The sequence below is a fragment of the Streptomyces sp. 3N207 genome (assembly GCF_052246355.1).
GTDB lineage: Bacteria > Actinomycetota > Actinomycetes > Streptomycetales > Streptomycetaceae > Streptomyces.
The window spans coordinates 111,460-130,872 of record NZ_JBQQBV010000017.1; the positions used below are offsets into that span (position 1 = coordinate 111,460).

Genomic DNA, 19,413 nt, shown 5'->3' on the forward strand with positions numbered 1-19,413 from the left:
CAAGCTCGATCGGTGGCGGGGCAGCTTCCCATTGTCACCCATCCGGACCCCCGACGGGTTCGGCCCCGTCCGGGCGGCGCCCTGGCTGCCGTCCGGACGGGAGCCAGGGTGCCGCAGCGGCGTCCGGCCCGGTCAGGCGGACTCGGTGGGGAGTCCGGCCTGCGTCCAGTCCTCGATGCCCTCGCGGTACTTGCGCACGTTGGTGTACCCGAGCGCCGTCAGCCGGTCGGCGACCTGGCCGCTGTTGGAGCAGGCGGGGTTGGAGCAGTAGGTGACGATGGCCGCGCCGGTGTCCGGCAGCACTGTGGGCGCGAGCTGGTCGACCTCGCCGGGGGCGAGGGAGACGGCGCCGGGAAGGTGCTGTCTGGCGTAGTACTCGCCGCCCAGCGCATCGACGACGGTCACGGTGCCCGCGTCGATCGCCGCCTTGAGGTCGTTCCGTGAAATGAGCGCGGTCATGCTGCCTCCCGTAAGTAACCGGACTATAGTCCGTGTGTGCCCGAGAACAGTAACGGACCACGGTCCGCTTCCGCAACGCCCCGGGATCCCGCGTCAGCGCCCGGCCCCACACCCCTGGAACTGCTGCGCACTCCCCCGCCCAAGGAGCGGGCCGACGCGGCACGCAACCGGGCCGCCGTGCTGGAAGCCGCAGCGCGGCTGTTCGCCGAGCACGGCGTGGAGGGGGTGTCCATGGACCAGATCGCCTCGGCCGCCGGAGTGGGCAAGGGCACGCTCTTCCGCCGCTTCGGCGACAAGTCGGGGCTGGCGACCGCCCTGTTGGACGCCAAGGAGCGCACCTTGCAGGAGGCGATCCTGCACGGCCCGCCTCCGCTGGGGCCCGGCGCGCCGGACGGGGAGCGCCTGGTCGCCTTCGTCACCGCGTACACCGACTATCTGCTGGACCACCTGGAGCTGGTGCGGATGTCGGAGACCGCCAGCCGGGGTGCGCGCTACCGGATCGGTGCCTACCGCTTCTGGCATCAGCACATCGCGCTGCTGCTGTCCCGCTCCCCCGACCCCGCCGTCACCGCGCACACGCTGCTCGCAGCGCTGGCGGCCGAGCATGTGACTGCCGTACTGGCGCAGGTGGGCGAAGAGCGACTGCGGGAGGGGCTGGTGCGGGTGGCGCGTGCGCCGGCGTGAGGGAAGCGGGAGGGGCGGCTACTGCTCGCCCGTCACCAGTTCGTAGAGGCGCTCCACCCGCGCCTGGGTCTCCTGGTCCTGCGGTACGTACGTGCCCAGGCGGGCGCCCTCGGCCGGGCCGAGCCACAGTCCGTGGTAGGCGAAGGACAGCATCCCGACGTGCGGGTTGCGGAAGCGCTTGGTCTGGTCGACGGCGCGGGCCACCTCGTGCCGCTCCCACAGCTCGCAGAACTCCGGCGAGTACCGCTCCATCCGCTTCAGCAGCGCCTTCCACGCGGGCTCCGCCAGATGCTCGGCCATCCGGGAGCGGAAGCGGGCCGCCATCAGCCGGATCGTCTCCTCCCGGTCCGGCATGGCCGCCGCCCAGTCGGGATCGGTGAAGGCCAGCCACATGCAGTTGCGGTCCTCGGGCGGGTGCATGTCCAGGTCGCCGAGGAGGCGGCCGTAGGTGCGGTTGTAGGCCAGGATGTCGTAGCGCGCGTTCTGTACGCAGGCCGGGAACGGTTCGAGCTGGGTGAGCATCTTCCGGATGCCGGGCGGCAGCACCGTCGTCTCGTTCGCGGGCGTGGGGTCGGCCGTGCCGGCGAGCGCGAACAGATGAGCGCGCTCGCTGGAGTCCAGCAGCAGCGCCCGGGAGAGGGAGTCCAGCACCTGCACCGAGACCTGGATGTCGCGGGCCTGCTCCAGCCACGTGTACCAGGTCACGCCGACCGCCGACAGATGCGCCACCTCCTCGCGGCGCAGCCCAGGCGTACGGCGCCGCGGCCCCCTGGGCAGCCCCACCTGCTCCGGGGCGATCCGCTCCCGCCTGCTGCGCAGGAACGCCGCGAGCTCTCCGCGGCGGATGCGGTCGGCCGGTGCGGGCGCTTCCGCCGCCGGGCGGCCGGTACCGGGAGTGCTGACGCTCATGGAACCAGGATGAGGCACGCCGCATCCTGTTGCCAGGTAGTCCTGATACCAGGATGAGGACCGTCTGGTACCCGGCTGACGGCTGGCCGAGGCTCATGGTCATGAGCAACGATGCCGTCACCACCTCGCAACCAGGTGGCGCCGCCCCGACGAGCGCCACCGCCCCCGCAGACAGCGGCAGTCCACGTCCCTCGGCGCTCCGGGCCCCTGCCGCGCTGCGTCCTCTCGGTCTGTTCACCCTGCTGCTGGGTGCGGCGCTGCCCATGATCGACTTCTTTGTCGTCAACGTCGCGTTTCCCAGCATCGAAGCCGACCTCCATGCCTCCCCGGCGGCGCTGGAGATGGTCGTCGCCAGTTACGCCGTCGCCTACGCCTCGCTGCTCGTACTGGGCGGACGGCTGGGTGACACCTTCGGACGGCGGCGGCTCTTCCTCTGCGGCGTCCTCGCCTTCGGCCTCACCTCCCTCGCCTGCGGGTTCGCCCCCGGCGTGTGGTGGCTGATCGCCGCGCGGATGGCGCAGGGTGCCGCCTCCGCGATGATGTTCCCGCAGGTGCTGGCCACGATCCACGCAACCAGTGAGGGGCGGGAACGGACCCGCGCCATCGGTCTGTTCGGCTCGGTCGGCGGGATCTCCGTCGTCACCGGGCAGGTGCTGGGCGGTGTGCTGGTAGCCGCCGATCCGGCGGGCACCGGCTGGCGGGCGATCTTCCTCATCAACGTTCCTGTGGTGCTGGTCGCGCTGGCGCTGGGCGCCCGCACGGTGCCGGACAGCCGCTCGGAGTCGCCTGCGCGGGGCGACATCGCCGGAACCGTACTGCTGGCGTGCGGACTTGTGGCGCTGCTGCTGCCGCTGACGGAGGGGCGTGCGGCCGGGTGGCCGTGGTGGTCGGTGGCACTGCTGGGTGCAGCGGTGGTGCTGGCGTATGCGTTCATCGCCGTCGAACGCCGGGAGGAGAGGGAGGGCCGGAGCCCGTTGCTGCCGACCTCATTGCTACGCGAGCCGGGAGTGCGGCGCGGGCTGCTCGCTGGTGCACCGATCTTTCTGGGCTTCAGCAGCTTTATGTTCGAGAGTGCACTGCTGTTGCAACAGGGTTTGCATTTCGGTGCGTTGAAGGCGGGCCTCACCCTGGTGCCGATGGGCCTGGCGCAGTTCACCGCCTCCGTACTGGCACCCCACTTGACCGAACGGCTCGGCGCGGGGCGGGTGCTGGCGCTCAGCGCCGTTGCACAGGGCGCGGGACTGGGCGCGCTGCTGCTGGCCCTCTTCGCCGAGTGGCCCGGCCTACCGCCGGTCGCCCTGGCACCGGGACTGGCGCTGTGCGGCATAGGGCAGGGCCTGCAGTTGCCGACGTATTTCCGCATCCTCCTGTCCGGCGTCCCCACCGCCCGCGCCGGCGCCGGCAGCGGCCTCGCAGCCACGGCCCAACAGTCCGGCCTCGCCCTGGGCGTCGCCACGCTGGGCTCCCTCTTCCTCGCCCTGATACCGCACTACGGCATACGGGAGGCGCTGTGCACTGCGCTGGCCGTTCAGGGCTGCGGGTTGCTGGCGCTGCTCGTCGTGGGACTGCGGATGCCCCGCACGATCGCCTGAGCGATGCGCCCCGAAGGGGGCGGCACCGGTCGCCCAGGGCTTGCCCGACGATCCCGCGTACCCCGCGTCGGGGGCTGCGCTTGCCAGCCCTGCGCCTCTGGCGCAGACCTCCCAATCGCCGCGGGGAGCACGCGCCCCGAAGGGGCGCGGGGAACTGCGCGACCAGCCACAGCTCACCCGCAGCCCGCGCGCTTCGGGCAGGGGCACCCCCTTACCGGAGCAACGGATGGCGCCGCCCTAGCATGCCGGTCATGGCCATGTTCGTGCATCTGACGTCCGCGGCGAACGCCCCCCGCATCCGGAGGTCCGGAATCCGTGCGGCGAGCCGCGGACAGGGCGATGCACGCGGCGTGTACTGCTTTCCGGTGCTGCCGTCGTACACCCTCACCCACCAATGGCTGCGCGAGCTGGCCCGGTTCGGCAACGGGGGAGGGCTCGTCGCCGTCCATGTGCGGCTGGACGACGCCCAGCAGGTGCTGGTGGGGCGCTATGCGAGAGAGCGGGCCACCGTTCCCGCCGCCGAGGCAGTACGGCGGATCGCTGCGCTGGACGACCCCCGCGGGTGGGAGGTGTTCGTCCCCCGGGCGATCCGGCCGCGCGAGGTGCACCGGATCCGTACCGCACCACAGGCGGTCGGGTGGCGGTACTGGCCCGAGGCGCACGGCGTCCGCCCCTGCACCTGCGACGGTTGCCGGGTACGCGGCGAGTACGGGTCGCGGCGCCTGCGCGAGCGGTTGCCGCATCCGCTGGACGGTCCGCCGCCACCGGCCAGGGTGCTGCTCGCCCGGGTCGCCGCGGCCGGTACCCCCGGAGACCCTGCCGTGCTGCGCGAGACCCTGCACTGGTTCGGCAAGCGCCGCCGAGGCCCCCTCGCCCAGCTGACCCACCTCGCAGCCCACCCCGACCCCGCGGTACGGGAGGACCTCGTATGGGCCATCTCCCGCTGGTCCACCCCAGGAGTGGCCGAGCTGCTGGACGGTCTCGCCGACGACCCGCACCCGGATGTCCGGGAGGCGGTGGAGACGGTCCGTACGCCGGAATCGGACAGCTAGCCCCCTCCCTCGCGGCGCACAGCGAGGTGGACCCACACCGTTTTGCCCGCCCCCGTGCGAGGTCGTACGCCCCACGCTTGCGAGAGGGCGTCGACCAGCAGTAATCCGCGACCCGATGCCTCCTCCGGGTCCGGCTTGCGAAGTTCCGGCATCTCCCACTGGAACGAGTCGGAGACCTCCAGCACGAGGACGCCGTCGCGGCGGCGGAGTACGAGTTCGAAGTAGTCGCCGATCCCCCGTGCGGCGTGGGTGACCACATTGGTCGCCAACTCGCTTGTGATCAGCGCCGCGTCCTCGTCGAGGTGTCCGAGCTTCCACTCTCTGAGCACCAGCCGCACGTGCTCCCGTGCCTTCGGCACGGACACCTTGCTGATGCGGAACCTTGCGATGTTCGTACGCCCGGACATGGGGCCTCCCCGGGGGCGGATGAGCAGGTTTGATTCGCTCACCTTTTGCGGCTGAGTGCGCACATTGAGTGAGGTAACTCACGCTAAAGCCAACCAGAGCACTTGGCAAGTCGTCCTCATGGCAAGTTTGCCAGTGACGCTGAGTCTCAAACTGCTGTCCCACTCAGCCAGTTGATGTGCAGACTTGGGAAAGCACGAAGGGAAGGACACATGCCCTCGGACCGGAAGCCCACGATGCGCGGCAGGCGGCTCGGCTCCGCGCTGCGGCGATACCGACTGGCCGCAAAGCTCGACCAAGAGCACGCGGCACAAGCACTGGGCTGCTCGACGGCGAAGATAAGCCGTATCGAGTCGGGTGCGAACTGCGCCCGCGTAGCGGAAGTCCGCTACCTGCTGGACCTCTACGAGGTGAACGACGAGACGACGCGCTCGCAGCTTGAGCGGCTGGCCCGCAGCGCGACCAAGCGCGGCTGGTGGGTCAACCAACCGGTTCCGGTGCCGGACAAGCTGGGCGACTACCTCGCGCTGGAGTCCGACGCCACGTTCATCCGCACCTGGCAGACCGCCCTGGTGCCGGGACTGTTGCAGACGGAGGAGTACACGAGGGCTTTGCTCGCGACGAACCCTACGTTCGGGGGTGAAACAGGTATCGAGCGTGCCGTCGCGATCCGCCAGGAACGGCGGAAGCAGTTCCTCGCGTCCGGAGCCCGGCTCGCCGCTGTGATCTGGGAACCGGCACTGACTTCCGCCATGCCGAGTGCGGAGACTCACCGAGCCCAACTACTCGACTTGCTATGGCTTCAACAGCAGCCGCTGGTCAGCCTTCAGGTACTCCCGCTCGGCGAATGGTCGGCGGCGGCCAGCTCGCCACCGTTCGCCATGCTGTCCTTCGACGGGGAGTGGGCACCGTCCGCGGTCGTCCAGGACACCCATCAGGAGAGCGTCGTGCTGGAGGACGAAAACCTGACGACCCCCTACGCCCATGCTTTTGACGCTCTGCGCTCTGCCGCCCTGACAAACGAACAGACCCAGGACTTCATCCAGAGCCTCGTCACCAGCATCCCCGAGGAAGAGGAACCAACGTGAACAGCAGGACCGTCATCGGCCGCTTCCGCAAATCGTCCTACTCAGGCGCCGGTCAGGCCAGCGAGTGCGTGGAAGTCGCCTGCACCGGTGACGGCGGGCAAGCGGTCCGCGACAGCAAGGACCCCGCGCGCGGGACCGCGTATTTCGGGGCGGCGGCCTGGCAGGCGTTCGTCAGGGGGCTGGGAGACTCGCCGACGGTGGAATGAGCCCACGACAGCGGTTCACGGCGGGCCGAGGTGGCTCTCGCGAACGGACCAGGGGATCGCGGTGAGGTCGATGGGGTCGTGGTTCTCTCCCCGGACACCATCCGCCTGCACAAGCTCCCGCCAGTCCAAGGCAGTTGCCGCATCGGAGCCGAGGAAGTCCCGCAACTGGGAGACCTCGCGGAAGAGCCATACCCGTTGGCCGTCACCGAGGAATTGCACATAGTCCGGGCGCAGCCAGAGGCTTGGTTGCCGGAGTGTGAATCCAAAGCCCCTGCTGGGAAGGTCGACGCGGACGAGTTCAGACATCTGCGCAGTATGGCCGTCGGGCAGCGATCGCCCCTACCGCAGTAGGGGGCCGGCGGAGTGCATTGGCTCCGTGGTAGCTCGTACGCCGCGTTGTCGGCGCCCTAGCTTCGCGCTCATGAACGTTTACCGGAATGCCTCGGCGCCCGCTCCCTCCGCACCGTCCCGCAAAAGAGGATTCGGGCGGCAGTTGGGAGAGGCGGTCACGCTGTTCCCGGTCGGACTGTTCGCCCTCGTCATGGGGCTCGGCGGGCAGGCCGGGCCCGCGCGGCGGGCGCTGCGGGCGGGGCCGGGGGCGGGCAAGGTTCGGGTCCTGGTGCACGCGGCGCTCACCGCACTGCTGGGCGTACTGGCGCTGATACTCGCCGGGGTGATCGCCCTGGGCACCGCCCGCGGGCTGTTCTACGGCTTCGTGGACAGCGGTCCATACGACGACTCCTGGGGCGGACCCAGCAAGGCCGGTGCCTGGCTCGCACACTTCGGGGTGAGTGTGCCGATAAGCGCGGCGGCGATCGGGCTGCTGTACGGCCTGGCCGCCCTGCACCGGCGGCTGACGGCCCCGCTGCGCGGCGAGCGCAGGCCCGCATGGGTGCTGCCGACGGTCCTGCTGAGCTGCGTGGCCGCCGCGCTGTTCCTGATCGCGTTCGTACAGCAGCTGAACTGAGCCACGGCCCTCACAGAGAGCGTTCCTACTCCTCCCCCTGGGACCAGGCGGCCACCGGGAGGGAGAGGTAGACGCCGAAGTCGTCGAGGCCGGTTGCCTCCTCAATGCTCTCGTGGAGCAGGTCCACGCGCTCCTGACGATTGGCGGCTCTGCTCTCGAACCATTTGGAGCGCACCTCGATCACGACGTCCAGGCCGCAGCGGTCGAAGGGGCCGAGCTGGCGGAAGCGGAGCTCCACATCGCCCGGTTGCAGGTCGCCGTCGTACGGCTCCTCGGGGCACTCAACGGCTACGGACACCAGGTGCGGCAGCACCGAGCCGAGTTCGCGGAGCGTCTGTTCGGGAACGTCCGGCGCATAGGTGGCTTCAATGAGCGGCATCGGTTCACTCCTGACCGGGCGCTGTGGAGGCCCGTCGGCGACAGTGGCAGCTGTAGGCATACGTGAAGCCCCCCGACCGGCGCAAAAGGGGGTGCGCAGCAGGCCGGGCTTCGGTTTGATGCACGTATGCTCTCCGCCGACCGCATACTCGCCTTCTCGGCCATGTCGTTCCTGCTCATTGTCGTTCCGGGGCCCAGTGTGCTGTTCGTCGTCGGGCGAGCGCTGGCGCACGGACGGCGGGCGGCGCTCACCACGGTGCTGGGGAACACCTTGGGCGCGTACGTGCTGGTGATCGCCGTGGCGCTTGGGATCGGGACGCTGGTGGAGCGGTCCGTCCTCGTCTTCACGGTGCTGAAGCTGGCGGGTGCCGCCTACCTCGTCCATCTGGGCATCAAGGCGTGGCGGCAACGCCGCTCGTTGCAGGACGCGTTCGAGGGCCAGGCCGCCGCGCACGGCGGGCTGCGGACGCTGTGGGAGGGGTTCGCGGTCGGCGTCGCCAACCCGAAGACGATCGTGTTCTTCGCCGCCGTACTGCCGCAGTTCGTGGACCGGGAGCAGGGGCATGTGACTTTGCAGATGCTGCTGCTGGGCCTCGTCTTCAACGTCATCGCCGTCGTCTCGGACGGTACCTGGGGGCTGGCCGCGGCCACCGCACGCGGCTGGTTCGCGCGCTCGCCGCGGCGGCTGTCCATGGTCGGCGGCGCGGGCGGGCTCGCCATGATCGGGCTCGGGGTCACCGTCGCCGCGACAGGGCGCAAGGAATAGCCGCGCGCTGAACGACCCCACCTGCCCTACGGTGAACAGCGGTTATACGGATGGCGCTGACCGGCGGTCGCGGCTTCCGGCGATGTTAGGCTCCGACGGGTCCTGGCGAATCCCCCGTAAGAAGGCTGGCAGTGGCAGGTCCCCAGATAGGGCTCGACGAGCAGTCAAAGTACGTGAACGAAGTCACGCAAGGGATTGTCCAGCGAGTCCCAGGAAGTTGGTCCAAAGCCGAGTTCACGTATGTGGCGGCCGGTGGCACGAGCAGTTACGAGCTCGACGTCACAATGGTGGATGACACGAGCACGCAGGTGCACGATGTCCCGCTGACCAGTGTGCGTGCGTTGATGAGACTGCGCCGTGGCATGTATCGAGAAGGCGCGGGAACGTGGTTTACGGCAACCTTCACGGTTTACAGTTCTCTGAAGTGCGAGACGCATTTCGACTACGAATCCGAACCGAACTTCCCTATTGAGATTACTCCCGCGAGCTTCGTCGAGGACCTGAAGCGATTTCCTCGTGACGAGAGGAATATCCCGGACTGGCTCCGCATGAAACTACAGAAAGCACAAGAGGGGCCCGGCTAGGGCTTCTTCAAAGTCGATCAGAGCCATTCGGTGATGGCGGCGATGTAGATGACCGGTCGAGCGGCGGGTCACCGGCTCGGCGTCACGCCCGGTGGTACTGCACCGGGCGGCGCGGCTCGGCGCCCAGTTCCGCCGCGGCCTCGTTCGCCCAGTACGGGCGGCGCAGCAGCTCGCGGCCGAGCAGGACCGCGTCGGCCTGCCCCGAAGCGACGATCTCCTCGGCCTGCCGGGGCTCGGTGATCAGGCCGACGGCGGCGACCCGCAGGTCGGTCTCCTTCCTGACCCGCTCGGCGAACGGCACCTGGAAGCCGGGGGCGGCCTCGATACGGGCGTCGGGCGCGTTGCCGCCGGTGGAGGTGTCGAGCAGGTCGACGCCGCGGGACAGCAGCTCCTTGGCGAGGCGGACGGTGTCGTCGCCGGTCCACCCCTCGCGGTCGTCCTCGGGGTTCTCGGTCAGCCAGTCGGTGGCGGAGATACGGAAGAACAGCGGCAGCTCCTCCGGCCAGACCTCGCGGACCGCCTCGACGACCTCCAGCGCAAACCGCGTACGGCCCTCGAAGGAGCCGCCGTACTCGTCGGTGCGGCGGTTGGTGAACGGCGAGAGGAACTCGTTGATCAGGTAGCCGTGCGCGCCGTGCACCTCGACCACCTTGAACCCGGCCTCGTGCGCGCGGCGGGCGCTGTCCGCGAACTGCCGTACAAGCTCCGCTATCTGTTCCCGCGTCAGCTCCTCGGGCGTGGCGTGCCCGGCGGAGAACGGCAGCGGGCTGGGGCCGACCGGCTGCCAGCCGTGGTTGTGGCCGGGCGCAAGGGGCGCGCCGCGCTCGACCCAGGTGCGCTCGGTGGACGCCTTACGTCCCGCGTGCGCCAGCTGGATGCCGGGGACGGTGCCCTGCTCGGACAGGAAGCGGGTGATGCGGGCGAACGCCTCCTGCTGGCGGTCGTTCCACAGCCCCAGGTCGTAGGGGCTGATCCGGCCCTGAGGGGTGACCGCTGTCGCCTCGACCAGCGCCAGCCCGAGCCCGCCGGAGGCCCGCGCGCCCAGGTGGGCGAGGTGCCAGTCGGTGGGCACGCCCTGGCCGGGGCCGTCGGGCGCTGCCGAGTACTGGCACATCGGCGCCATCCAGACGCGGTTGGGCACGGTCACCGACCGCAGGGCGAGGGGCTCGAACAGTGCGCTCACAGCGCTCTCCAATCCTCTGGAATCCGTTGAGGGCCGAACGGCACCTAGTACGATAACCGCCGTACTACGACACCTGTCAAATTTCGATGACTGCCGTACTATGAAGGCGTGCCGACGACAACCGCCGTACGTGAACTCCCGCACCCCGCACGGGAGGAGATCCGCCTGGAGGCGGTACTGCACGCGCTGGCCGACCCGGTGCGGCTACGGATCGCCACCGTGCTGAACACCCACGGCGAGGGCGAGGGCAACGGGGCCACCTGCTCCCAGGTCGAACTGCCCGTCTCCGCCTCGACCGCCACCCACCACTTCCGCGTGCTACGCGAGGCGGGCGTCATCAACCAGTGCTACCGCGGCACCGCCAAGATCAACTGCCTCCGCCGCGCAGACCTGGACGCGCGCTTCCCTGGTCTGCTGGACGCAGTACTGCGGGCCGCGACGAACTGAAACCCATCCTTCGAGGGCCCCGCTGGGTGATCCGCTCACATTGTCAGTGCACCTGACTACGGTGAGTTGCGACTGGATCGCAGCACCTGGAGGGCCACATGGCAGCTGCACTTGAGAGCTCCACGCTGTTTCCGTCTTCTCGGAGCCCACCCCCAGGGGATACGCCGAGTGCACGACGCGCGCTTTCGGCCGACCCGTGCGGCTGCCTCCGCCCTTCGACTTCGAGCTGGACACCGCCGCCTTCGGCGAAGTACCGCAAAAGCAGGGGTGAGCCAGGCGCCCTCTCTGTCAAAGTGCCCGCATGGACAGACAGACCCGCTCCCTCCTCGCCCACGCCGACCATCCCATCGCGGCGCCGCTCGACGACTTCTCCGTGGACCGGCTGCTCGCCCGAGCCGTCGTACGCGGTGACGCACACATACTCGACCTCGGCTGCGGGGAGGGAGCGTGGCTGCTGCGCGTCCTCCGGCGGCACCCGGGCGTGACGGCGGAGGGCGTCGACGTCTCAGCAGGCGCCCTGGAACGCGCCCGGCACCGCTCCGAAGAGGCGGATGTCGCGGAGCGGCTGACGCTGCACCGTACCGAGGCGGCGTCGTTCACGGCCGAGCACCCCTTCGACGTGGTGCTGAGCGTCGGCGCCACGCACGCGTTCGGTGGGCTGCTGCCCACCCTGGACGCTGCCCGGAAACAGCTGGCACCCGGCGGCACCGTGCTGGTCGGGGACGCGTACTGGGAGCGGGAGCCGAGCCCGTGGGCGCGGGAGACGCTGGGCGAGTACGAGGACCTGGCGGGGACGGTCGAGAAGGTCACGGCCGACGGCTGGACGCCGGTCTACGCGCATCTTTCCACCCGGCACGAGCTGGACGACTACGAGTGGAACTGGACCGGCTCCCTCTCCCGCTGGGCGCTGGACCATCCCGAGCACCCCGACAGCGCCGAGGCCCTGCGGGCAGCTACCCAGCACCGGGACGAGTGGCTGCACGACTACCGGGAGAGCTTCGGCTTCGTGTGCCTGCTGCTGCGCCGCACCACCGAGTGAGCCCGTTACATACGTACGAGGCCCGGCACCCCCTCGCAGGGTGTCGGGCCTCGGCGTATGCGTACGCAGCAGCGCAGCGGCTCAGCAGCCGATGAGGCGGCCGGCCAGGTAGCTCTCGATCTGGTCGAGGGAGACCCGCTCCTGCTTCATGGTGTCGCGCTCACGCACGGTGACGGCGTTGTCGTCCAGGGTGTCGAAGTCGACGGTGACGCAGAACGGGGTGCCGATCTCGTCCTGGCGGCGGTAGCGGCGGCCGATGGCGCCCGCGTCGTCGAACTCGATGTTCCAGTGCTTACGCAGCGTCTCCGAGAGGCCGCGGGCCTTCGGCGAGAGCTGCTCGTTGCGGGACAGCGGCAGCACGGCGACCTTGACCGGGGCCAGCCGCGGGTCGAGGCGCATCACGGTGCGCTTCTCCATCTTGCCCTTGGCGTTGGGCGCCTCGTCCTCGATGTAGGCGTCCAGCAGGAATGCGAGCATCGCCCGGTTGACACCGGCCGCCGGCTCGATGACGAACGGCGTCCAGCGCTCGCCAGCCTCCTGGTCGAAGTACGACAGGTCGTGGCCGGACGCCTTGGAGTGCGCGGTGAGGTCGAAGTCGGTGCGGTTGGCGACACCCTCCAGCTCGGAGAATTCGGTGCCGCCGAAGTTGAAGCGGTACTCGATGTCGGCAGTGCGCTTCGAGTAGTGGGAGAGCTTCTCCTTCGGGTGGTCGTACCAGCGGATGTTCTCCTCGCGGATGCCCAGGTCGCGGTACCAGGCCCAGCGCTGGTCCATCCAGTACTGGTGCCATTCCTCGTCCTCGCCCGGCTTGACGAAGAACTCCATCTCCATCTGCTCGAACTCGCGGGTACGGAAGATGAAGTTGCCCGGCGTGATCTCGTTCCGGAACGACTTGCCCATCTGCGCGATGCCGAACGGCGGCTTCTTGCGGGAGGTCTGTTGCACCGCGGCGAAGTTGGTGAAGATGCCCTGCGCCGTCTCGGGACGCAGATAGGCGACCGAGCCGGAGTCCTGGGTGGGGCCGAGGTGGGTGGAGAGCAGCCCGGAGAACTGCTTGGGCTCGGTGAAGCCGCCCTTGTTGCCGCAGTGCGGGCAGTTGATGTCGGCCAGACCGTTCTCCGGCTCCCGGCCGTGCTTGGCCTCGTACGCCTCGGCCAGGTGATCGGCACGGAAGCGCTTGTGGCAGGAGGTGCACTCGGTGAGCGGATCGGTGAAGGTGGAGACATGACCCGATGCCTCCCAGACCTCGGGGGCCAGAATCACCGACGAGTCGATGCCCACCACGTCGTCGCGGGAGGTGACCATGGAGCGCCACCACTGGCGCTTGATGTTCTCCTTCAGCTCCACGCCCAGCGGCCCGTAGTCCCAGGCGGCACGCTGACCGCCGTAGATCTCACTGCACGGGTAGACGAAGCCACGGCGCTTGCTGAGGCTGACAATTGTGTCGATCTTGTCGGCGGCCACGGTGCTCTCTTCATTGACGACGAGACGGAATACCCCAGATTACTGGGGGCCGTAGGGGGCGCGGCAAATCGGTTCGGGTATTGGTTCGCGCAGCCGTTCCGCTGTGTTCCGCCCGAACTCGGCAGCGCTGGGCGGCGTGATCACGGAGCGCAAACCTCTAGTTGACAATCGTTTCCAATTCGGATGAAAATGAGTGTCATGAACATCCGTCCCCGCCCCCGTCGGCTCATACGTACCGGCGCCGCCCTCAGTGCTCTCGGCCTCGCCTCCCTCTCCCTCGCCGCCTGTGGCAGTGGCTCCGGCGACAACGGGAAGGTGAAGGTGGCCGCCTCCTTCTACCCGATGGCGTATCTCGCTCAGCAGATCGGCGGGGATCACGTCGAGGTGCAGAACCTCACCAAGCCCGGCACCGAGCCGCACGACCTCGAGCTGAGCCCGAAGCAGACCGGGGAGCTCAGCGAGGCGGACCTGATCGTCTACCTCAAGGGGCTCCAGCCCGCCGTGGACGAGGCGGTCGACCAGTCCGGCGTCAAGAACACCGCGGATGCCGCCTCCTTCACCACCCTGGAGAAGCACGGCACCGACGTGCACGGCGAGGAAGGCCACGAGGAGCACGGGCACGACGAGCACGGGGAAAAGGGCCACGAGGAGCACGAGGGCCACGACCACGGCGAGGACGCCGCGGGCGACCCGCACATCTGGCTCGACCCGATGCGCTACGCCGAGGTCGCCGAGGGGGTCGGCAAGAAGCTCCAGAAGGCGGACCCCGACCACAAGGACGAGTACAAGAAGAACACCGAGAAACTCGTCTCCCGGCTCAAGGGCCTCGACAAGGACTTCAAGGACGGCCTCAAGAAGAAGAAGAGCGACACCTTCATCACCACCCACGCCGCCTTCGGCTACCTCGCCGAGCGGTACGGTCTCCACGAGGAGGCGGTCTCGGGTATCGACCCGGAGTCCGAGCCGAGCGGGGCCCGGATGAAGGAGCTGCACAAGGTCGCCAAGAAGGACGACGTGGACACCGTCTTCTTCGAGAACACCGCCAGCGACAAGACCGCCAAGACTCTCGCCGGTGACCTGCGCCTGAAGACCTCGGTGCTCAGCCCCATCGAGACCATCAAGGACCCGAAGAAGGACGACTACTTCTCCGTGATGCACCAGAACCTGACCGCGCTCCAGACGGCGCTCGACGCCCAGTGAGTCAGGGCGGCGCTCTGCGCGTAGTGAGGACGTGAGGCATGACGAGGACGACAGCGGCCCCGGACGGCACCGGCATAGCCGAGAAGCCGCCGGCCGTCGCCCTGCGCGGCGCCACCGCCGCGCTGGGCGGGCGGCCCGTACTGCGCGGAGTGGACCTGACGGTGGCGCGCGGCGAGACGGTCGCGCTGCTGGGTGCCAACGGCTCGGGCAAGTCCACCACCATCCGCGCCGTGCTGGGCCAGGTGCCGCTCACCGGCGGTGAACTGGAGCTGTTCGGCACCCCGTCTGCCCGCTTCCGGGAGTGGCGGCGGCTCGGCTATGTGCCGCAGCGCTCCACGGCCGCTGCCGGGGTCCCGGCGACCGTACGGGAGGTCGTCTCGGCCGGCCGGCTGGCGCGGCGCCGCTTCAGGCCGCTGGGCCGCGAGGACAAGGCAGCAGTTCGGCAAGCGCTGGAGCTGGTCGGCATGGCGGACCGGATGCGGGACCCGGTCGAGTCCCTCTCCGGCGGACAGCACCAGCGGGTGCTGATCGCCCGGGCGCTGGTCGCCGAACCGGAGCTGCTGATCATGGACGAGCCGCTGGCCGGCGTGGACGTGGCCAACCAGGAGGTACTGGCCGACACCCTGCGCCGGCAGGTGGAGCAGGGCACCTCCGTACTGCTCGTCCTGCACGAACTCGGCCCGCTCGCACCGCTGATCGACCACGCCGTGGTGCTGCGGGACGGGCAGGTCGAGCGGGTGGACAACCCCGACCGGCTGCACGACCTGGCCTGCCATCCGAACGGCTCCGTACCGGCCGCGGAGGCGGCACCGAGGATCGAGACGGGGTTGCTCTCATGATCGAGATGCTGGACTACCCGTTCATGCAGCGTGCGTTGCTCGCCGCGCTGCTGGTCGGCATCGCGGCGCCCGCCGTGGGCATCTACCTCGTTCAGCGCCGCCAGGCGATCATGGGCGACGGTATCGGCCATGTTGCGCTCACCGGTGTGGCGCTGGGCTTCCTGCTGAGCGCCAACCCGGTGTGGATGGCCGTTCTTGTCTCCTCGCTGGGCGCGGTCACCATGGAGCTGATCCGCTGGTACGGCAAGGCGCGGGGCGATATCGCACTGGCGATGCTGTTCTACGGCGGTATGGCGGGCGGCGTCCTGATCATCAATCTGTCGCCGAACGGCTCGAACGCCAACCTCACCACGTATCTCTTCGGCTCCATCACCACCGTCTCCCCCGAGGACATCGCCGCCATCGTCGGGCTGTCCGTCTTCGTGCTGCTCGTCGCGCTCGGGCTGCGGCGGCAGTTGTTCGCCGTCTGCCAGGACGAGGAGTTCGCCCGGGTCACGGGGCTTCCGGTGCGGCTGCTGAACCTGCTGCTGGCCGTCACGGCCGCGGTGACCGTCACGGTGGCGATGCGGGTGGTCGGGCTGCTGCTGGTCAGCGCGCTGATGGTGATCCCGGTGGCCGCGGCGCAGCAGGCCACCCGCGGCTTCGCCGCCACGCTGGGGCTGGCGATGGGTTTCGGCGTCGCCGTCACCCTCTCCGGCACGATGACGTCCTACTACGCCGATGTGCCGCCCGGCGCCAGCATCGTCGTCCTCGCGATCGTGCTTTTCGGCCTGGTCACGGTGCTGGCCGCGCCGCTGGCCCGGCGCAGGGCCTCGCGTGACCGAGGAAGGACTGTCGCCGGAGGGGAGTCAGAGGGCACCCTGGTAGCGGACGGGAACGAGAAGGCCGGCGACGGCAGGGGGCAGGTGGACCGCCCGAGCAGGGTGTAATACCCGGCCACGGGGAGTGCCTGGCACAATGGGGGTCCGCGAACGCCGCGCCGATCCGGCCTCGGCGCCTCCCCGGAGCCGACGAACGTAAGGAGCCAGAGCGTGACCACCGCAGGTCCCCCCGTACGCGGCCGGTCGACCCGGCAACGCGCCGCCGTCTCGGCGGCACTCGCCGAGGTCGAGGAGTTCCGCAGCGCGCAGGAACTGCACGACATGCTCAAGCACCGGGGCGACTCGGTCGGGCTCACCACGGTTTACCGCACCCTCCAGTCCCTCGCCGACGCCGGCGAGGTCGACGTATTGCGTACCGACGACGGCGAGGCCGTCTACCGGCGCTGCCACAGTGACGACCACCACCACCATCTTGTCTGCCGCGTCTGCGGCAAGGCCGTGGAGGTCGAGGGCCCCGTGGTGGAGAAATGGGCCGCCTCGGTCGCGGCCGAGCACGGCTTCGTGAACGTGGGGCACACGGTGGAGATCTTCGGTACGTGCGGGGAGTGCGCGGCGGCGGGGTAGTCGTCGTCGGACGTTGTGGTTGCGGTGCCGTTGTGCTGCGCCGAACCCGGTCCGTTGTGGTTACGCGCCGTTGCGGCGCGAAGAATTGCCGACCTTCGCGGCTCAGTTGCTCCGCGCCGAGATGCGTGCCTCCACGCCGTCCAGGATCGTGGTCAGGCCGAAGGTGAAGTCGCCGGTGCCTTCCGAGTCGTCGTCCGGGGGGCCGTCGGCCAGCTCGCCAGAGGCGAGGAGTTCGCGGATGGCGGGGAAGTCGCCGGTGGCCGTGAGGTCGGTCAGCAGCTTCCAGTAGCGCTTGTGCGCGTCCTCCCAGTCGGAGCCGTTCGACCGGCTCGCCTCGTCGATGTCCGCGAGGAGGGCGACGTTGCTGCGGGTGTAGCCGCTGAGGGTGATCAGGACGCCGAGCTTCTCCTCGGCGTCCAGCCCGGTGTCCCGCAGACAGGCCAGTGCCTGCTCCATCCACTCCACCCCGTGCGGGGACAGCGGTGGGGTGCCGATGGGAATGCGGACGATCCACAAGTGGCGCCGTAGAACGGCATGGTAGGCGCGGGCCCAGTGCTCGATACCGGGACGCCAGCCCTCCTCCGCCGGTGGGCCCGGCACGGGGGCGCCGATGGCCGCGTCCTCCATCAGGATCAGCAGGTCGTCCTTGCCCGTGACGTAGCGGTAGAGCGCCATGGTCGAGACGCCGATCTCGGAGGCGACGCGGCTCATCGAGAGCGCGCCGAGCCCCTCGGCGTCGGCGATGTCGATGCCGGCGGCGACGATCCGCCGTACGTCCAGCCCGCGTGCCGGGCCCTTGCCGGGCCGCTCCTTGAGGCCCCAGGCGGCGGCCACGCCTGCCGGGAGAACGCTGGGTGACTGCTGCCGGCTCTTCGCCATCGTTCGCCGTTCCGCCCTTCGGGTTGCCCTTCACCGCTTGAGGCGTGTATAGCATACGCAGTAAAGTTTATGGCATACGCAGTAGCGCGTATCGGATACACAGAAGAGGGGGGACGTGCCATGTACCCAGCACCAGAGGCGAGTTGGGCGGTCGAGACGCACGGGCTGAGCAAGGCGTACGGCTCCGTACAGGTGCTCCAAGGGCTCGATCTGCGGGTGCGGCGCGGCAGCGTCTTCGCACTGCTCGGACCGAACGGGGCGGGCAAGACCACCACCGTCCGCATCCTGGCGACGCTCACCGACGCCGACGCGGGGCAGGCCACCGTGGCCGGGCACGATGTGCTCACAGCCCGGTCCCGGGCGCGCCGCGCCATCAGCCTCACCGGACAGTACGCGGCGCTCGACGAGGAGCAGACGGGGCTGGAGAACCTGCGGATGATGGCGCGGCTGCGCGGCCACTCCCGCGCTGCGGCACGCCACCGCGCGGACGGACTGCTGGAGCGCTTCGCGCTCACCGAGGCGGGGTGCCGCCGGGTGTCGACGTACTCGGGCGGGATGCGGCGCAGGCTGGACATCGCGGCCGGATTGGTCGGCGACCCGGAGGTGGTCTTCCTGGACGAGCCGACGACGGGCCTCGACCCGCGCAGCCGCCGCACGATGTGGGAGACGGTCGGCTCACTGACCCAGGCAGGCGTGACCGTCTTTCTGACCACGCAGTATCTGGAGGAGGCCGACCAGTTGGCCGACCAGGTGGCCGTGCTGGACGGGGGCCGGGTCATCGCCCAGGGCACGCCGGAGGAGCTGAAGAAGACGGTCACGGCCCAGCGTCTCGATCTGACGATGGCCGGGCGCGAGGCATACGCGGAGCTGGCGGTCCGGCTCGGCGGGAGGGTGCTGCACCAGACTCCGGAGGAGCTGGTGCTGGGAGTGGCGACCGATGGCAGCGCGGCCCATGTGCGGGCGCTGCTGGACGAGTTGGATCCCACGCGCGAGCACGTCGCGCGCTTCGCACTGCACAGCGCCACCCTCGACGACGTCTTCCTGGAGCTGACCCATGAGTGATTGCGCGGCTTACACAGTGCTGGCGGGCCGCTCCGTCCGGCTGACCCGGCGCAACACGGACGCGGTGATCACGGCTCTGGTGCTGCCGGTGCTGCTGATGCTGGTGTTTGTCTACTTCTTCGGCGGCGCCATCGAGACGAGCACCGGGAAGTACGTGACCTATGTGGCGCCCGGCGTGCTGATCCTGTGCGCGGGGTACGGCGCGTCGATGACGGCGACCACCGTCTCGAACGACATGACGGGCGGCATCATCGACCGCTTCCGCTCGATGGACACCAGCCCCACCGCCGTGCTGACCGGCCATGTCGCGGCAAGCGTGGCACGGAACCTGGCAGCCACGACGGCAGTGCTGGCCGTCGCGTTCGCGATCGGGTTCCGGCCGCAGGCGGACGTGGTGGGCTGGCTGGCGGCGATCGGCATCCTGCTGCTCTACATCACCACGCTCTCCTGGCTGGGCGCCGCGGCAGGGCTGCTGGCCAAGACCCCGGAGGCGGCGGGCGGGTTCACCTTCGGCATGCTCTTCCTGCCGTACCCCAGCAGCGCGTTCGTACCGATCGACACCATGCCGGACTGGCTGCACGGCTTCGCCGACAACCAGCCGGTGACCCCCGTGATCGAGTCTCTGCGCGGGCTGCTGCTGGACCAGCCCGCCGGCAACAGCCCCTGGCTGGCCCTCGTCTGGTGCCTGGGGCTGCTGGCGGTGACGCTGCCGTTGTGCGCTGTGCTGTTCCGGCGGCGCACCGGCTGACCGCGCCGGTCAACGGT

At 69.6% G+C, this 19,413-nt stretch carries 24 protein-coding genes; 16 read left to right on the forward strand and 8 right to left on the reverse strand.

The genetic code is table 11. The features are described from left to right. Positions 1 to 132 precede the first annotated feature (132 nt). A complete protein-coding gene (locus ACTWP9_RS24990) occupies positions 133 to 459 on the reverse strand; it encodes a rhodanese-like domain-containing protein (RefSeq protein ID WP_443248506.1) in 327 nt (108 codons plus the stop codon). Positions 460 to 495: 36 nt separating this feature from the next. Here ACTWP9_RS24990 and ACTWP9_RS24995 point away from each other — a divergent pair, with 36 nt between their 5' ends. Further along, positions 496 to 1,143, forward strand: coding sequence for a TetR/AcrR family transcriptional regulator (locus ACTWP9_RS24995; RefSeq protein WP_443248507.1), 648 nt, complete (start codon positions 496 to 498; stop codon positions 1,141 to 1,143). An 18-nt stretch (positions 1,144 to 1,161) separates the two neighbouring features. Here ACTWP9_RS24995 and ACTWP9_RS25000 read toward each other — a convergent pair whose 3' ends face one another. Next, on the reverse strand, positions 1,162 to 2,052 hold the full coding sequence (locus tag ACTWP9_RS25000; protein WP_443248508.1) for a helix-turn-helix transcriptional regulator: 891 nt from the start codon (positions 2,050 to 2,052) through the stop codon (positions 1,162 to 1,164). Positions 2,053 to 2,153: 101 nt separating this feature from the next. Here ACTWP9_RS25000 and ACTWP9_RS25005 point away from each other — a divergent pair, with 101 nt between their 5' ends. After that, positions 2,154 to 3,644 carry an MFS transporter gene (locus ACTWP9_RS25005; protein ID WP_443248509.1) on the forward strand — a complete coding sequence of 497 codons (1,491 nt, stop codon included), beginning with the start codon at positions 2,154 to 2,156 and terminating at the stop codon, positions 3,642 to 3,644. 251 nt (positions 3,645 to 3,895) lie between these two features. Beyond that, positions 3,896 to 4,696 (forward strand): HEAT repeat domain-containing protein, encoded by an 801-nt coding sequence (locus ACTWP9_RS25010; protein WP_443248510.1) that lies wholly within the window; start codon positions 3,896 to 3,898, stop codon positions 4,694 to 4,696. On the opposite strand, the gene ACTWP9_RS25015 is transcribed toward ACTWP9_RS25010, so the two are convergent. Next, positions 4,693 to 5,103 carry an ATP-binding protein gene (locus tag ACTWP9_RS25015; RefSeq protein WP_443248511.1) on the reverse strand — a complete coding sequence of 137 codons (411 nt, stop codon included), beginning with the start codon at positions 5,101 to 5,103 and terminating at the stop codon, positions 4,693 to 4,695. The two genes, ACTWP9_RS25010 and ACTWP9_RS25015, sit on opposite strands and share 4 nt — an antisense overlap. A gap of 234 nt (positions 5,104 to 5,337) precedes the next feature. Here ACTWP9_RS25015 and ACTWP9_RS25020 point away from each other — a divergent pair, with 234 nt between their 5' ends. Both ACTWP9_RS25020 and ACTWP9_RS25025 read left to right on the forward strand, forming a co-directional pair. Then, positions 5,338 to 6,189: a helix-turn-helix domain-containing protein gene (locus ACTWP9_RS25020; protein ID WP_443248512.1), complete on the forward strand. Its 852-nt coding sequence runs from the start codon at positions 5,338 to 5,340 to the stop codon at positions 6,187 to 6,189. After that, positions 6,186 to 6,395, forward strand: coding sequence for a DUF397 domain-containing protein (locus tag ACTWP9_RS25025; RefSeq protein WP_443248513.1), 210 nt, complete (start codon positions 6,186 to 6,188; stop codon positions 6,393 to 6,395). Before ACTWP9_RS25020 ends, ACTWP9_RS25025 begins: the two co-directional genes overlap by 4 nt. Positions 6,396 to 6,410: 15 nt before the next feature. On the opposite strand, the gene ACTWP9_RS25030 is transcribed toward ACTWP9_RS25025, so the two are convergent. Further along, the gene (locus ACTWP9_RS25030; RefSeq protein ID WP_443248514.1) at positions 6,411 to 6,701 is read right to left on the reverse strand and encodes a hypothetical protein; all 291 of its coding nucleotides are present in this window, start codon (positions 6,699 to 6,701) and stop codon (positions 6,411 to 6,413) included. A gap of 115 nt (positions 6,702 to 6,816) precedes the next feature. On the opposite strand from ACTWP9_RS25030, the gene ACTWP9_RS25035 reads away from it, so the two are divergent. After that, entirely contained in the window at positions 6,817 to 7,362 is a 546-nt protein-coding gene (locus tag ACTWP9_RS25035) for a hypothetical protein (RefSeq protein WP_443248515.1), read from the forward strand. A gap of 25 nt (positions 7,363 to 7,387) precedes the next feature. Here the strand turns inward: ACTWP9_RS25035 and ACTWP9_RS25040 are convergent, their stop codons facing one another. Continuing rightward, positions 7,388 to 7,741, reverse strand: coding sequence for a hypothetical protein (locus ACTWP9_RS25040; protein ID WP_443248516.1), 354 nt, complete (start codon positions 7,739 to 7,741; stop codon positions 7,388 to 7,390). 126 nt (positions 7,742 to 7,867) lie between these two features. On the opposite strand from ACTWP9_RS25040, the gene ACTWP9_RS25045 reads away from it, so the two are divergent. Further along, entirely contained in the window at positions 7,868 to 8,506 is a 639-nt protein-coding gene (locus ACTWP9_RS25045) for a LysE family translocator (RefSeq protein ID WP_443248517.1), read from the forward strand. Between the two features lie 173 nt (positions 8,507 to 8,679). Next, entirely contained in the window at positions 8,680 to 9,090 is a 411-nt protein-coding gene (locus ACTWP9_RS25050) for a hypothetical protein (RefSeq protein WP_443248518.1), read from the forward strand. Between the two features lie 82 nt (positions 9,091 to 9,172). Here the strand turns inward: ACTWP9_RS25050 and ACTWP9_RS25055 are convergent, their stop codons facing one another. Continuing rightward, on the reverse strand, positions 9,173 to 10,273 hold the full coding sequence (locus tag ACTWP9_RS25055; protein WP_443248519.1) for an NADH:flavin oxidoreductase/NADH oxidase: 1,101 nt from the start codon (positions 10,271 to 10,273) through the stop codon (positions 9,173 to 9,175). A 108-nt stretch (positions 10,274 to 10,381) separates the two neighbouring features. Between ACTWP9_RS25055 and ACTWP9_RS25060 the strand changes: the two genes are divergently transcribed. Beyond that, a complete protein-coding gene (locus ACTWP9_RS25060; RefSeq protein ID WP_443248520.1) occupies positions 10,382 to 10,720 on the forward strand; it encodes an ArsR/SmtB family transcription factor in 339 nt (112 codons plus the stop codon). Positions 10,721 to 11,021: 301 nt separating this feature from the next. After that, positions 11,022 to 11,759, forward strand: coding sequence for an SAM-dependent methyltransferase (locus ACTWP9_RS25065; protein WP_443248521.1), 738 nt, complete (start codon positions 11,022 to 11,024; stop codon positions 11,757 to 11,759). 81 nt (positions 11,760 to 11,840) lie between these two features. Here ACTWP9_RS25065 and ACTWP9_RS25070 read toward each other — a convergent pair whose 3' ends face one another. Beyond that, complete coding sequence (locus tag ACTWP9_RS25070) at positions 11,841 to 13,223, reverse strand: glycine--tRNA ligase (protein ID WP_443248522.1); 1,383 nt, start codon at positions 13,221 to 13,223, stop codon at positions 11,841 to 11,843. A gap of 198 nt (positions 13,224 to 13,421) precedes the next feature. Here ACTWP9_RS25070 and ACTWP9_RS25075 point away from each other — a divergent pair, with 198 nt between their 5' ends. The 4 genes from ACTWP9_RS25075 to ACTWP9_RS25090 all read left to right on the forward strand — a co-directional run bounded on the left by ACTWP9_RS25075 (position 13,422) and on the right by ACTWP9_RS25090 (position 16,707). After that, positions 13,422 to 14,423: a metal ABC transporter substrate-binding protein gene (locus ACTWP9_RS25075; protein ID WP_443248523.1), complete on the forward strand. Its 1,002-nt coding sequence runs from the start codon at positions 13,422 to 13,424 to the stop codon at positions 14,421 to 14,423. A 38-nt stretch (positions 14,424 to 14,461) separates the two neighbouring features. Beyond that, positions 14,462 to 15,262: a metal ABC transporter ATP-binding protein gene (locus ACTWP9_RS25080; RefSeq protein WP_443248524.1), complete on the forward strand. Its 801-nt coding sequence runs from the start codon at positions 14,462 to 14,464 to the stop codon at positions 15,260 to 15,262. Next, complete coding sequence (locus tag ACTWP9_RS25085; protein WP_443248525.1) at positions 15,259 to 16,191, forward strand: metal ABC transporter permease; 933 nt, start codon at positions 15,259 to 15,261, stop codon at positions 16,189 to 16,191. Before ACTWP9_RS25080 ends, ACTWP9_RS25085 begins: the two co-directional genes overlap by 4 nt. A gap of 102 nt (positions 16,192 to 16,293) precedes the next feature. Beyond that, the gene (locus ACTWP9_RS25090; protein WP_443248526.1) at positions 16,294 to 16,707 is read left to right on the forward strand and encodes a Fur family transcriptional regulator; all 414 of its coding nucleotides are present in this window, start codon (positions 16,294 to 16,296) and stop codon (positions 16,705 to 16,707) included. Between the two features lie 102 nt (positions 16,708 to 16,809). Here the strand turns inward: ACTWP9_RS25090 and ACTWP9_RS25095 are convergent, their stop codons facing one another. After that, entirely contained in the window at positions 16,810 to 17,586 is a 777-nt protein-coding gene (locus ACTWP9_RS25095; protein WP_443248527.1) for a TetR/AcrR family transcriptional regulator, read from the reverse strand. A 120-nt stretch (positions 17,587 to 17,706) separates the two neighbouring features. Between ACTWP9_RS25095 and ACTWP9_RS25100 the strand changes: the two genes are divergently transcribed. Both ACTWP9_RS25100 and ACTWP9_RS25105 read left to right on the forward strand, forming a co-directional pair. After that, the gene (locus tag ACTWP9_RS25100; RefSeq protein WP_443248528.1) at positions 17,707 to 18,648 is read left to right on the forward strand and encodes an ATP-binding cassette domain-containing protein; all 942 of its coding nucleotides are present in this window, start codon (positions 17,707 to 17,709) and stop codon (positions 18,646 to 18,648) included. Next, positions 18,641 to 19,396 carry an ABC transporter permease gene (locus ACTWP9_RS25105; RefSeq protein WP_443248529.1) on the forward strand — a complete coding sequence of 252 codons (756 nt, stop codon included), beginning with the start codon at positions 18,641 to 18,643 and terminating at the stop codon, positions 19,394 to 19,396. The genes ACTWP9_RS25100 and ACTWP9_RS25105 overlap by 8 nt, the downstream gene beginning before the upstream one ends. Positions 19,397 to 19,413: the final 17 nt, after the last annotated feature.